The organism is Kribbella sp. NPDC000426, from assembly GCF_040300265.1.
In the GTDB taxonomy this organism is placed as follows: Bacteria; Actinomycetota; Actinomycetes; order Propionibacteriales; family Kribbellaceae; genus Kribbella.
Map to the genome: position 1 here is coordinate 741315 of NZ_JBEPDK010000005.1, position 12499 is coordinate 753813.

General features: G+C 69.2%; 13 protein-coding genes and 1 pseudogene. 8 read left to right on the plus strand and 6 right to left on the minus strand.

Translation table 11 applies throughout. The features are described from left to right. Positions 1 to 3: 3 nt before the first annotated feature. Complete coding sequence (locus ABT313_RS27830; protein WP_350859917.1) at positions 4 to 849, minus strand: alpha/beta fold hydrolase; 846 nt, start codon at positions 847 to 849, stop codon at positions 4 to 6. Between the two features lie 100 nt (positions 850 to 949). On the opposite strand from ABT313_RS27830, the gene ABT313_RS27835 reads away from it, so the two are divergent. From ABT313_RS27835 to ABT313_RS27865, 7 genes are all read left to right on the plus strand, one after another. After that, complete coding sequence (locus ABT313_RS27835; RefSeq protein WP_350859918.1) at positions 950 to 2407, plus strand: purine-cytosine permease family protein; 1458 nt, start codon at positions 950 to 952, stop codon at positions 2405 to 2407. Continuing rightward, the gene (locus ABT313_RS27840; RefSeq protein ID WP_350859920.1) at positions 2407 to 2922 is read left to right on the plus strand and encodes a cysteine hydrolase family protein; all 516 of its coding nucleotides are present in this window, start codon (positions 2407 to 2409) and stop codon (positions 2920 to 2922) included. The genes ABT313_RS27835 and ABT313_RS27840 overlap by 1 nt, the downstream gene beginning before the upstream one ends. Next, positions 2922 to 3629 (plus strand): GntR family transcriptional regulator, encoded by a 708-nt coding sequence (locus tag ABT313_RS27845; RefSeq protein ID WP_350859922.1) that lies wholly within the window; start codon positions 2922 to 2924, stop codon positions 3627 to 3629. Before ABT313_RS27840 ends, ABT313_RS27845 begins: the two co-directional genes overlap by 1 nt. 127 nt (positions 3630 to 3756) lie before the next feature. Continuing rightward, on the plus strand, positions 3757 to 3915 hold the full coding sequence (locus ABT313_RS27850) for a hypothetical protein (RefSeq protein ID WP_350859924.1): 159 nt from the start codon (positions 3757 to 3759) through the stop codon (positions 3913 to 3915). Between the two features lie 270 nt (positions 3916 to 4185). Beyond that, positions 4186 to 4314 carry a hypothetical protein gene (locus ABT313_RS27855; protein ID WP_350859926.1) on the plus strand — a complete coding sequence of 43 codons (129 nt, stop codon included), beginning with the start codon at positions 4186 to 4188 and terminating at the stop codon, positions 4312 to 4314. A 13-nt stretch (positions 4315 to 4327) separates the two neighbouring features. Continuing rightward, the gene (locus ABT313_RS27860; RefSeq protein WP_350859928.1) at positions 4328 to 4498 is read left to right on the plus strand and encodes a hypothetical protein; all 171 of its coding nucleotides are present in this window, start codon (positions 4328 to 4330) and stop codon (positions 4496 to 4498) included. Between the two features lie 143 nt (positions 4499 to 4641). Then, positions 4642 to 7560 carry a helix-turn-helix transcriptional regulator gene (locus ABT313_RS27865; RefSeq protein WP_350859930.1) on the plus strand — a complete coding sequence of 973 codons (2919 nt, stop codon included), beginning with the start codon at positions 4642 to 4644 and terminating at the stop codon, positions 7558 to 7560. Here the strand turns inward: ABT313_RS27865 and ABT313_RS27870 are convergent. From ABT313_RS27870 to ABT313_RS27880, 3 genes and pseudogenes are all read right to left on the minus strand, one after another. Beyond that, the gene (locus ABT313_RS27870) at positions 7557 to 7772 is read right to left on the minus strand and encodes a hypothetical protein (RefSeq protein ID WP_350859932.1); all 216 of its coding nucleotides are present in this window, start codon (positions 7770 to 7772) and stop codon (positions 7557 to 7559) included. The genes ABT313_RS27865 and ABT313_RS27870 overlap by 4 nt on opposite strands. Before the next feature lie 180 nt (positions 7773 to 7952). Continuing rightward, positions 7953 to 9188, minus strand: a pseudogene (locus tag ABT313_RS27875) (serine hydrolase domain-containing protein); the annotation flags it as partial. Between the two features lie 22 nt (positions 9189 to 9210). After that, a complete protein-coding gene (locus ABT313_RS27880) occupies positions 9211 to 10218 on the minus strand; it encodes a dipeptidase (protein ID WP_350859934.1) in 1008 nt (335 codons plus the stop codon). A 40-nt stretch (positions 10219 to 10258) separates the two neighbouring features. Here ABT313_RS27880 and ABT313_RS27885 point away from each other — a divergent pair, with 40 nt between their 5' ends. Further along, positions 10259 to 11158 carry an ornithine cyclodeaminase family protein gene (locus ABT313_RS27885; protein ID WP_350859936.1) on the plus strand — a complete coding sequence of 300 codons (900 nt, stop codon included), beginning with the start codon at positions 10259 to 10261 and terminating at the stop codon, positions 11156 to 11158. A gap of 12 nt (positions 11159 to 11170) precedes the next feature. On the opposite strand, the gene ABT313_RS27890 is transcribed toward ABT313_RS27885, so the two are convergent. Both ABT313_RS27890 and ABT313_RS27895 read right to left on the minus strand, forming a co-directional pair. Continuing rightward, positions 11171 to 11527, minus strand: coding sequence for an NADH-quinone oxidoreductase subunit A (locus ABT313_RS27890; protein WP_350859938.1), 357 nt, complete (start codon positions 11525 to 11527; stop codon positions 11171 to 11173). Positions 11528 to 11536: 9 nt separating this feature from the next. Then, positions 11537 to 12304: a hypothetical protein gene (locus ABT313_RS27895; protein WP_350859940.1), complete on the minus strand. Its 768-nt coding sequence runs from the start codon at positions 12302 to 12304 to the stop codon at positions 11537 to 11539. Between the last annotated feature and the right edge of the window lie 195 nt (positions 12305 to 12499).

Genomic DNA, 12499 nt, shown 5'->3' on the forward strand with positions numbered 1-12499 from the left:
CGGTCAGCCTAGTCCGACAATCTCCTCCGCGAGGACCGCCGGGTATTCGAGCGGCGCGTAGTGCCCGACGCCGTCGACGTACCGCACCCGGACGTCGCTGAAGAAGTCGTCCACCCGATCCGACCACGCCCGCGGGAACAGCGGGTCGAACTCCGGCCACAGCACCACCGTCGGTACGGCGATCCGGTCGTACGACGGCGGCGCCGTCTCGGCCGCGGACACGGCGACCGACCCGGCACCCGCCCGGTACCACTGGATCGACGCCGTGAACGCACCTGGCTGTGAATACGTATCCACAAGCTGGTCGAGCTCCGGCTCGAACCCCGGCCCGGACCAGTGCGTCCAGAAGTGGTTCAGGTACGAGCGGACCGCGTCCGGCTTTCCGTCGATCAGCTCCTCGATCACCGGCAGCCGATGGAACGACTGGTACCAGAACTCCGCCTGCGCCTGCTCGGAGAACACCCGCTTCCCGATCCCCGGCAGCGGCGGTGCGACCACGATGCCGTCGATCAGCTCGGGCTGGTTCCGCGCGATCCCCTGCGCGATCCGGCTGCCGATGTCGTACCCCGCGAGCACCGGCCGCTCCAGCCCGAGCTCCTCGATCAGAGCCACCACGCTGCGCCCTTGCCCGGCAACGCCGTACTGCGCCGGGTCGGTGTCGGCCGCGTCCGACGCACCGAACCCGCGGAGGTCCGGCACCACCACCTCGAAGCCGCGCTCCGCCAGCATCGGCGCCAGCAGCCGGTAGTCGGTCCGATCACCCGGCCACCCGTGCAGCAGCACCACCGCCGGCCCTTCGCCGGCCCGGTCGTACGCCAGCCGGAACCCGTCCACCGCTTCAGTCAGCATGGCCCCAATTTTCGACGCCCACGCATGGTTGACCACCCCGGCACGCAGACTTACCGTGATTGAACAGGACTGAACAGGTCCACTCCGGTGGGGAGACACCATGGCTGACCAGCTCGAGGTGCAGCAGACCCGCGCGCTCTCGGTGGAGAGCAACGGGCTGAACGTGATCGCCGACGCGGACCGGAAGGGCCGCCCGAGTCAGCTGTTCTGGCCGTGGTTCGGAGCCAACGTCTCCGTGCTGGGGCTGAGCTACGGCGCGTTCGCACTCGGATTCGGGATCTCGTTCTGGCAGGCGGTGATCGCCGGCGTCATCGGGGTGGTGTTCTCGTTCCTGCTCTGCGGGCTGATCGCGCTGGCCGGCAAACGGGGTTCGGCGCCGACGATGGTGCTCAGCCGGGCGGCGTTCGGTGTCCGGGGCAACAAACTGCCGTCGCTGGTGTCGTGGTTGCTGACGGTCGGCTGGGAGACCGTCTTGACGATCCTGGCGACGCTCGCGACCGCGACCGTGTTCGAGCGGCTCGGCTGGGGCGGCGGCAACGTCACCAAGGTGATCGCGCTGATTGTGGTCGGCCTGCTGACGGTCGCTTGCGGCGTACTCGGGTTCGACCTGATCATGCGGGCGCAGACAGTCATCACCGTTGTCACCGGCGTACTCACCGTCGTTTACATCATCCTGGTCGCCGACCAGATCCACTGGAGCACGGTGTCCGCGCTGCCGAGCGGTTCGTCGCAGGCGGTCATCGGTGCGCTGGTGTTCCTGATGACGGGCTTCGGGCTCGGCTGGGTGAACGCGGCCGCGGACTACTCGCGGTACCTCCCCCGCCAGGCGTCGAGTCGCGGCGTGGTCGGCTGGACGACGTTCGGCGGCTCGGTGGCTCCCGTCGTACTGCTGATCTTCGGCCTGCTGCTGGCGGGTTCGTCGGCGGACCTGAGCAAGGCGATCGGCGCCGACCCGATCGGTGCGCTCGCGGAGGCGTTGCCGACGTGGTTCCTGGTGCCGTTCGTGATCGTCGCGGTGCTCGGTCTGGTCGGCGGCGCCGTACTCGACATCTACTCGTCCGGTCTGGCGCTGCTGTCGCTCGGCCTGCCGGTGAAGCGGTACGTTGCCGCGTTCGTCGACGGTGTCGTGATGATCGCCGGGACGATCTACGTCGTCTTCTACGGCGGCGATTTCCTCGGGCAGTTCCAGGGGTTCCTGATCACGCTCGGCGTACCGATCGCGGCCTGGTGCGGGATCATGCTCGCCGACATCGCGGCCCGGCAGCGGGACTACGCCGAGGACGACCTCTACCGGTCGACCGGACGGTACGGCGACGTGCAGTGGTTGCCGGTGGCCACGATGCTCGTTGCCACCGGCATCGGCTGGGGCCTGGTCACGAACACGCTGGCGTCGTGGCTGACCTGGCAGGGCTACCTGCTCGGTCCGTTCGGCCTCGGCGGCAAGGACGGCGCGTGGGCGTACGCGAATCTCGGCGTACTCGCGGCGCTCGTGATCGGGTTCCTGGTGCAGTGGTTCGGCCGCGGACCCGCAGTACGCCGGCAGGAGGCGACCGCCTGATGGTCCTGGCGCTCATCGACCTGCAGCGGATCTTCGCGGACCCGGAGTCCGGCTGGGCGACCCCGGACTTCGAGCGGGTGATCGCGCCCACCAAGGAGCTGCTGGGGATCTTCGGGGATGACGTCGTGTTCACGCGGTTCGTGGCGCCGGCCGCACCGTTCGGGGCTTGGGTGCCTTATTACCAGGAGTTCCCGTTCGCGTTGCAGTCACCGGACGCCGACGACTACCAGCTCGTCGACGAGTTCAAGGGTGCTCGAACCCTGGACAAGACCACCTTCGGCGCCTGGGGTCCGGAGCTTGCGGCTCGCGCCGACGGGCGGCTGGTGCTCGGCGGGGTGACGACGGACTGCTGCGTGATCAGTACGGCGCTGGCCGCGGTCGACGCCGGCGTACAGGTGCAGGTCGTCGAGGAGGCGTGCGCCGGATCGACCGAGGAGAACCACCGCAAGGCGCTGGACATCATGCGGCTGTACGCGCCGATGATCGAGATCGTGCACCTGGAGCAGTTGCGGTGATGCGCCGGATCTCCCTGAAACACGAGCGGGTCGCGCGGGTGCTCGCCCGGGAGATCAGGTCCGGCGTCGTACGGCGTGGTGCGCAATTGCCCGGCGAGGTCGAGTTGGCTCGCCGGTTCTCGGTCAGCCGCAACACGGTCCGCGCGGCACTCGCCGTACTGGCCGAGGACGAGTTGATCGCGACGCATACCGGTAAGGGTTCGTACGTGCTGTTCGATGGACGCCCGTTGGACGGGCGGCTCGGGTGGACGCATGCCCTGTCCGAGCACGGCATCGAGACCCGGATGCGAACCGTGCGGATCGAGCGCGCGACCGATCCCGGGCTGGCGTCGCGGCTGGGTCTGGAATCTGCTGGTGTGGTGGTGATCGAACGGGTCCGGCAGCTCACCGACGGTACGGCGATCTCCCTCGAGCGCAGCCGGATTCCCGCGCTGGACGCACTGCGCGACCTACCGGAACGCGGCCTGGACAACGACTCCATCAGCGTCACCCTCAACCGCGCCGGCCTCTACCTCGACCACTGCGAACAACGCCTCCGAGGCCGCACCCTCACCCCCACCGAAGCCGGCCACCTCAACCGCCCCGCCACCACCTGGTTCCTCCACACCACCCGCACCAGCTGGACCGCCGACGACCGCTTCGCCGAGCACGCCGACGAACTCCTGGACCCCGAACACTACGAACTGAGCCTCTCCTACCGCAGCTGATGGCCCCGCGATGTGCCTACTCCGGCGCCTAAGGCATTGGTTGCCTCTGGCATAGGGAGTTGTGCGGATGTGGGGGGCCTCCTCAGGGGCGCACTGTCTACTCATCGACAGGAGCTCGGAGGAGATCATGTTCATGTACTCGACCGACGCGGTGCGGGCCGAGATCAAGTACCGGCAGGACCGTATTCGGAACGACTTCCAGCGTCCGTTCTGGTTCCAGCGCAAGCCTAAGCAGCAGCCGCCCGCGCCCTGCGCGCCCGAGCTGCGTGCCCGTCCGGCGATGTGACCGCGAGGTCACCGCCCCAGGCCCCCTCCCCCCAGGCGCGGCCGGCTCCCCGGAGCCGGCCGCCCCGGCAGCCGCCCCCGCCCCCCCCCCCCCGCCACCGTCATTTCAGGGCTCTTCCGGGGGTCCCTAGGCACCTACTAGGACCCCCTAGGAGCGGCTAAGGCGGTGTGGGGGACGGGGATAGGGAGGAGTTCCGATGTGCGGGGTCTCCTCAGACGAGCAGATTGGTACCTGTCAGCAAGGAGCTGGCAGCGACAGACGGAGGAAGACATGTACACGAACGACTCGGTCAAGGCAGAGGTTGCTTACCGCAGGGAGCGGCTCAGCCGTGACTTCCGGCAGCACCGGAGCAGCGGAGCTCGCCGGACCATCAGCCACCTGTTCGGCCGGAAAGCCTGAAGGGAGGGAAACCATGTTCAACACTCCACTGAGTCAGTACGCGGTGAAGGCGGAGGCGGCGTACCGGTTGGAGCGGACCAAGCGTGAGTTCGGGTCCGCGAGCCGCAAGCAGCGTCCGGCGAAGGGCTCCAAGCCCGAGTCGCGGCACGCGCGCCGTGCCCTCCGACCCACCACGGCCCGATGACCGCCCCAGCCGCCGTCCCTGATCGCACGATCAGGGACGGCGTTCTTTTACCCGCGAAGACACCCGCGAAGACCGAGGCTGACAGCAGAACCGGGGCTCAGCGGACGGGATGCCGTCGATTTGTGTCGGCTCCAGGGGCGAAGATGGACAACGTGCCCTGGAACTCGACACCTCTCGTCGGCCGCTCGACCGAGATGGCCGCCCTGCTGAGCGCCGTTGACGATGCCAAAACGCGTCGCGCCGGCGCCGTACTGCTGTCGGGTGACGCCGGCGTCGGCAAGACCCGGATGCTGGACGAGGTGGCCACCGGCGCGCACGAGCGCGGTTTCGGCGTGCTCGTCGGGCACTGCACCGACTTCGGCGACGCCGGCCTGCCGTACCAGCCGTTCTCCGAGATCTTCGGCCGCCTGGCCGGCGACCGCCCCGACCTCGTCGAGAGCGTGCTGACCAACTTCCCGGCGATCAGCCGCCTGCTCCCGGCCCACCGACTGCTCAGCGCGCAGCCTGTGCCGCAAGAGGGCCAGCTCGACCGCGCCGCGTTGTTCGACGCCGTGCTGGGCGCGTTCACCGCGCTGAGCACCAGCGAGCCGATCCTGGTGATCATCGAGGACGCCCACTGGGCCGACGACTCGACCCGGGACCTGATCGGTTTCCTCATCACCCGGCTGACCTCGCAACGCCTGGCCCTGGTCGTTTCGTACCGCAGCGACGACCTGCACCGCCGCCACCCGCTCCGCCGGCCGATCGCCGAGTGGTCCCGCAACCCTCGGGTACGTCGGGTCAACCTGCTCCCGCTCGACGCCGACGAGTCCCGCACCCTGCTGAACTCGCTGCTCTCCGAGCCCCTGTCCCCGATAGAGGAGCGGCGCATCCTCGAGCGCGCCGGCGGGAACGCGTTCTTCACCGAGGAGTTGGCCGCGGCGGCCTCGATGGGTGACGGCGACGCCGTACCGCCCGATCTCGCCGACCTGCTGCTGGTCCGCCTCGATCCGGTATCGGACGACGCCCGGCAGGTCGCCCGCGTGATCGCCGTGGCCGGCCGTCGCGTCCCGCACGATCTGCTCACCGCGGTCGCCAAGCTGCCGGATCGCGAGCTCGACGACGCCCTGCGCGAGCTGATCGACGCGCACATCATCGACGTGCCGACCAACGATCGCTACTACTTCCGCCACGCCCTACTGGCCGAGGCGGTGTACGACGACCTCCTGCCGGGCGAGCGCGTCCGCGAGCACGCGGCGTACGTGCAAGCGCTGGAAGACAAGACCGTCGCGGGTACGGCGGCCGAGCTTGCCGGGCACGCCACTCGATCGCACGATCTGGCGACGGCGTTCGAGGCCCGCGTCCGGGCCGGCCAAGAGGCGCTGTCGGTCGCGGCGCCGCAGGAGGCGTTGAAGCACTACGAGATGGCGCTCGAGCTGTTCCCGAACGCCGCACCGACGAGCACCGTCGACAAGACCTGGCTGATCGTCGACACGGCAACCGCAGCAACCTTGTCGTCACAGCATCTGCGCGCGCTCAAACTGCTCCGCAAAGCGCTGGCCGATCTGCCGGCCGACGCACCGAAGCTGCAGCGGGCCGAGCTGCTCCTGCCGCTGGCCGATATCGCGCTGATCATCGACCAGGACAAGGAGGCCAGCGAGGCGATCTCGCAGGCGCTGAAGCTGGTCCACGACGAGCCGTCCAGCGTCTTCAAGGCACAGGTCGCCTCGCTGTACGCGCGGGTGTCGGACGCGCTCGGCCGGCCGATGGAGGCCGAGCGCTGGGCGCACCGGGCGCTCGAGATCGCCCGCGAGGCCGGTCAGGAGTCCGCGGCGAGCGACGCAGGCATCACGCTTGCCCAGCTCCGCCGTCGGGCCGGTGATCCGGAGACCGCCGCGAAGCAGCTGGAGGAGGCCGCCGTACGGGCGCAGCTCACCGGCGACCCTGCTGCCGAAGTGCGGAGCCGGTTCCTGCTGGGGTCGACGCATTACGAGCAGGGCGACCTGCTGAACGCGAAGGCCGCGTTGTCGTTCGCGGCGAAGCGGGCCGGCGAGCTCGGGCGGCAATGGGCGGCGTACGGGTTCGACGCCCGGCGGATGCTCGCACTGACGCAGTTCATGCTCGGCGAGTGGGACGAGGCGACCGTGACCGCCCGCACCGACTCGATGACCCCTGCGGCGGCCGCGGCGGCGCTGCGGGCGGTGGAGTTCTCGGTGCGGAGCGGGCGAGGTGACACCGCGGTCGCCGAGGAGTTCGAGCTGTCCCGGAAGTGGTGGGACCTCGACATCATGCTGCCGCTTATCGGCGTACAGCCTGCCGTCGAGGCGTACCTGCAGCTCGATCAGCCGGCCGAGGCGGAGAAGCTGATCGCCGACGTGTCCGCGCTGTGCGCCGACCTGTTCCAGACGGAGTGGTTCTTCGCCCGGATCCGGTTCTCGGCCCTGGGTCTGCAGTTGCTGTGCCACCGCGCCGTCGGCGAGCCGTCAGCGGCCGCCGAGCTGGTGTCGCGCGGCGCGGAGCTGGTCGCGGCCGGGCAGGCGACGGCCGAGAAGGGTCTGCCGCCCGGGAGGTTGATGGGCGTCGAGGGCCTCGCGTGGCTGGCGCGGCTGGAGTCGGAGTGGGATCGACTGCGGTGGCTGGCCGGGGTCGACGCGCCGACACCGCAGGAGCATGTCTCTGCCTGGGAGCGGACGACGGACGCCTTCGGATACGGGTACGTCCACGAGCAGGCGTGGTCGCGGGTCCGGTTGTCGGCTGCTTTGCGGGCCGCCGGCCGGGTCGCCGAGGCGAACGAGCAGACGGCGCTGGCGGCCGAGGTCGGTCGCGAGCTGCGGGCGAAGCCGTTGATCGACGAGACCGGCGGCGGCGAGACCGCGGGTGCGAGTGCGCTGACGTCGCGGGAGACCGAAGTACTGCGGTTGCTCGCCGAGGGACGCACCAACCGGCAGCTGGCGCGCGAGCTGTACATCAGCGAGAAGACGGTCAGCGTGCACGTGTCGAACATCCTGGCCAAGCTCGGCGTCCGCTCGCGGACCGAGGCCGCGGCGGTGGCCCGCCGTGACGGCCTGCTCGACGCCGATTAGCCGTGTTTGCGGTGGCGATCCGGCTCGGGGCGCGCGTGCCGTGCGCGGGCTCGGGCCAGGTCGTCCGACGTCACCGGCGGCGTGAGACGGATCGGCCGGTTCAGGTCGGTGATGTCGTCGAAGACTTTACGGGCGTGCCGCATTCGCGCCGCGGCCACAACCACGAGCCCGGCCGCAGCGAGTGCAATCACTACCCACAGTTGCCACGACATAGCCTCACCGTCCGGTATTCGCCCCGTTCCCCCGGGTAATCACGATAGCCCCGAACCCACCAGTTGGCGACCGTTCGTACGCAGACCGTTAAGCCGGCCGCTTGAAACTCACGTTGGTTGCCGATCGCAATCACAAATGGTGATCAGGCAACGAGTTGGGATCGGGCCCGGCGACTACTTTCAGTCACCACGCGGGGAGAGCCGGCCTCCCCGGAACAGATACGTCGCGCGACCGTCGACCGGTGCACTGAACGCCATCACCTCGTGCATGCCGTGCTCCGGCTCGGCCGCGATCAACCGCGCCCCGTCGAACGGCACCAGCCGGGACCGCTCCGGCTCGGGCAGCAGCAGCCTCGCCTCGTCGCTCAGCGGCTCGTCCAGCAGCCAGAACTCGCCGTCCTCCACGCTGATCGTTGCCCGGAACAACACCCCGTCGTACCGCCCGACGACGAGCTCGGCGGCGATCTCGGCCGGCTCCGCAGGTGGCACCGGTCGCGCCGGCAGCTCGACGCCGGCTGTCTCGCGCAGGACGTGACCCATCAGTTCGTCGTACAGCGCCGAGACCCGGCCGCCGTTCGTGAGCAGTGCGACGGCCACGCCCCGGTCCGGGACGAGCCGGAAGAAGGCGGACTGACCGACCGTGCCGCCGTCGTGCCCGAAGTACGGCCCGGGTTCGCTGTCGAAGATCATCCAGCCGAGGCCGAGTTGATGCAGGTCGCCACCGGTCGGAGGTACGTCGACCTGCGGTTCCCACAGCCGGTCGATCGTTGCCCGGTCGAGCAGTCCCGCATCGAGGAACGCCCGGCCGAACGTGATCAGGTCGCTCGCGCTCATCGCCAGCAACGATCCGGCCGGCGCCATCCCGTGGACCAGGCTCCACACCGGCGCGACCTCGAGCGGCGCGCCCGGCTTCGGCGAGACGTGACCGACCGCAGCCCGATACAGCAGTGCTTCGTCCGGAATCGTCGCGACGTGCCCGAGCTCCAGCGGTACGGCGATGTGTTCGCGGATCAGCTCGTGGAACGGCTTCCCGCGCAGTACCTCCGCGATCCGGCCGAGGACGACGAACCCGGCGTTGTTGTACGAGAACCCGGCGCCGAGCGGAACCTCCTGCGGCAGACCCGGTACGACGTCGCGGACGAACAGTTCGACGCCGTCGTCACCGCGCGACGTCGGGATGAAGGCGTCACCGGAGAAACCGCTGGTGTGGGTCAGCAGGTGCCGCGGGGTGACGGCCGCCGCGGTGGCCTCGTCGGCGAGCTTGAAGTCCGGCAGGTACTCGCGGACCGGGTGGTCGAGGTCGATCTTGCCTTCCATCACGAGCTGCATGATCAGCGTGGTCGTCCACAGCTTGGTGATCGAGCCGACCTGGAAGACCGAGTCCACCGTCGCCTCGACCCGCGTGTTCCGGTTGAGGACGCCGGCTGCGGATGCGGGCTCAGCCGAGAACGCGGACCAGGTTCTCGCCGAGGACCTTACGGATGGTTGCTTCGGGCAAGCCTCGACGGACGAGGGCGTCGGTGACCAGCGGCATACCGGCCGGACCCTCGAGGCCCGGGACGTACAGCTCGGCGTCGAGGCCCTGGATGATCACCGGGCGGTCGCAGGCCGGGATCTTCTCGCCGAAGACCTCCGCAACGAAGTCGCTGCCGAGGCCGACGTGATCCTCGCCGGCGACGTCGAGGATGTGCAGGATGTGGTCGGCCAGGTGGTCGACGGTCGGCTTCTCGGCCGTGGTGAGGAAGCCGGCGAAGAAGTTCACGCAGACCACACCGCCGGTCGCCGCGATCCCGCGGAGCTGCTCGTCGGTCAGGTTGCGGTGGTGGTCACGCAGCGCGAACGCACTCGAGTGCGACGCGACGACAGGCTTCGTCGCGAGTTCGAGAATGTGCTCGACCCCGGCACGGCCGACGTGCGAGACATCGATCAGTACGCCGAGCTCCTCGAGCAGCCCGACCGCCTCGACGCCGGCGTGCGTCAACCGGCCGCCGGTCGCGTCCTCGCCGGATCCGTCACCCAACGCGCTGCGACCGAAGTGGGTGAACGAGACCATCCGCACGCCGAGCCGGTGCAGTGTCTGCAGGAGCTCGACGTCGGTGTCGATCTGCGGGCAGCCCTCGAGGGCGAGCACCAGCGCGATCTTGCCCGCGTCGGTCGCGGCCGCGATGTCGCTGGGCGCCGTACACAGCGCGACCTGGTCGGAGTTCGCCGCCGCGATCCGGTGTGCGGCCTCGATCATCCGCAGGGTCTCGCGGAGCGCCCCTTCGGGCAGGAACTCCGAGTCGATGAACACCGGCAGCACCTGGACGTCGATCCCGCCGTCGCGCAGCTGCGGTATCCACCGCTCCCGGAAGTACTGCGACCAGACCTCCTTCGGCCGCCGCGCCACGAGCATCAGTAGGTCGTTGTGTCCGTCGGCCACGATCGCGTCGCGGTGCAGATCCATGCGATCCCCTTTCGAGTCCGGACCAGAATATGCTCGCCGGGTGAAGGTGCTTTCTGCTGAGGACGTGCGCCGGCTGGTTCCGATGAGTACGGCGGTCGACGCGGTGCGGGACGCGTTCCGCGAGCTCGCGGCCGGGAACTTCGTGCTGCCGCCGCGGCAGATCTTCGGCGACGGGACGGTGCTCGTGATGTCGGCGTACCACACGCCGACCGGCACCGCGGTGGTGAAGAAGATCGGGATCGCGCTCGACCAGGTCCCGGCGATCCGGGCGACCGTGATCTGGACCGGCGACGGCGAACAACTCGTCGCCGACGGCGGCTCGATCACCACGTTGCGCACCGGCGCCGTCGTCGGCGTCGCGACCGACCTGCTGGCTCACGCCGACGCAGCCCGCCTCACCCTGATCGGAACCGGCGCCCAGGCCGCGGACCAGGTCCGCGCGGTCCTCGCCGTACGACGCATCGCCGACACCACCGTGACGGGCCGCTCGGCAGACCGCGCAGCCGCCCTCGCACGGCAGCTGAGCGACGAGTTTCCTGACGTGAAGTTCACGCCCAGCACCAGCATCGACGAAGCGATCGCCGACACCGACATCATCTGCTGCGCCACCTCGTCGACAACCCCGCTCTTCGACGCCGACGCACTCCCGGCCACCGTCCACGTCAACGCCATCGGCGCCTTCCGCCCCACCATGCGCGAACTCCCGCGCAACCTCCTCACCACCGCTTCCACAGTCGTGGTGGACCAACGCGAAGCCGCCTTGGAGGAGTCCGGCGAAATCATCGACGCCATCAACTCCGGCGCCCTCCCGGAGACAGCCCTGGTAGAACTCGGCTCCGCCCTCACGACCCCGCCACTCCGAGAGGGCCGCACAGTCTTCAAGTCCGTCGGCGTCGGCGCCCAGGACTGGGCCATCGCCGCGGCACTCACCCGCGGCTAGCGAATCCCCAGCTCAGGTCCAGCGGAGGACGCCCTTGCGGTAGGCGTACAGGAGGCCGACGGCGACGAAGGCCAGGAAGATGAACATCTCGATCAGGGTGGCGTAGCCGAGGGTCGCGAAGATCGTGGCCCAGGGGAAGAGGTAGATCGCGTCTACGGCGAAGATCACGTAGAGGTAGGCGAACAGGTAGTAGCGGATGTGGACCTGGGCCCAGCCTTCGCCGACGGGGTCGACGCCGGACTCGTACGTCTTGAGCTTGCCCTCGGTCGGATACGTGACGGTGAGCGCCTTGTTCAGCGCGAAGGCGCCGATCAGCCCGACCAGGCCGAGCGCGACCACCGCGGCGATGACGCCATAGCTGTCCGACACAGGAGCAGCTTAGTTCGTGCAGAGCAGCAGTGAGTCGATCGAAACGTACGGCCCGTACCCGGACCGGATGTCCGCGACCTGCAGCCGCAACCGGGTCACGCCGGAGATGTCGTAGTTCAGCCAGGTCTCGGTCTCTTGCTGCATCCGGATCGACGTCATCGCCGTCGTCCCGTTGTGCAGCGAGACCCGCACCAGACCGTCGGTCAAGTTGCCGAGCCAGTTCCGCACGTACCGGCAACCGGTCGAGTCCACCTCGCCCCAGACGTACCCGCCCTGGTTCGCGAGCAGATCAGCCTCCGCCCGCCGCGGTCCCTCCGAAGGCGGTACGACGGTGAACTGCGGCTGCCCCGCCCCACCCGCGGCGACCAGCCCCTTCTTGAACATCCCCCGCCACACGTAGTGCTTGAAGCTGATCATCGGCGAGATGGCCGCGGCGTACGGCGCCTGCGCACCGACCGCGATCCGGTACGTCCGGACCGAGCCGGGCTGGACCGTGGTGATCGTCACGCTGCTACCGGACGAGTACCCGTGCGCGACCTCCTGCCACCGCTTCAGCGACGGGATCCACTGATGCAGCGGGATCCGCGTGCCGGCCGCGGGCGCCGGCGTGATCGTCCCCACAACCGTGATCACGCCCTTGGTCGCATCCGTCGTCCGGATGCTCGCGATCGTCGCGGTCCGCACGGGACCCGGAGTCGCACCAGCCGCCGTCGGCACCACGCACGCCGTGCACGCCACGACCAGCAACGTCAGTAGTCCGGCCAGCACACGACGCATGAAGACAACTCCTCGAAGTCACAGCTTGATGACGACACCCTGCCGGTTCTCACTTCGGATCGCAAGCGAGCCGCTGCGGAGTGTGATACTGGGAGATTTCGTCCCTACCTGACCCGACGACCCGTTAACACCGCGTCCCAGGCTGTGGACCACCGGGGCTTCCGCATGGTTCTGTTCTAAGGGCGAACTAATATT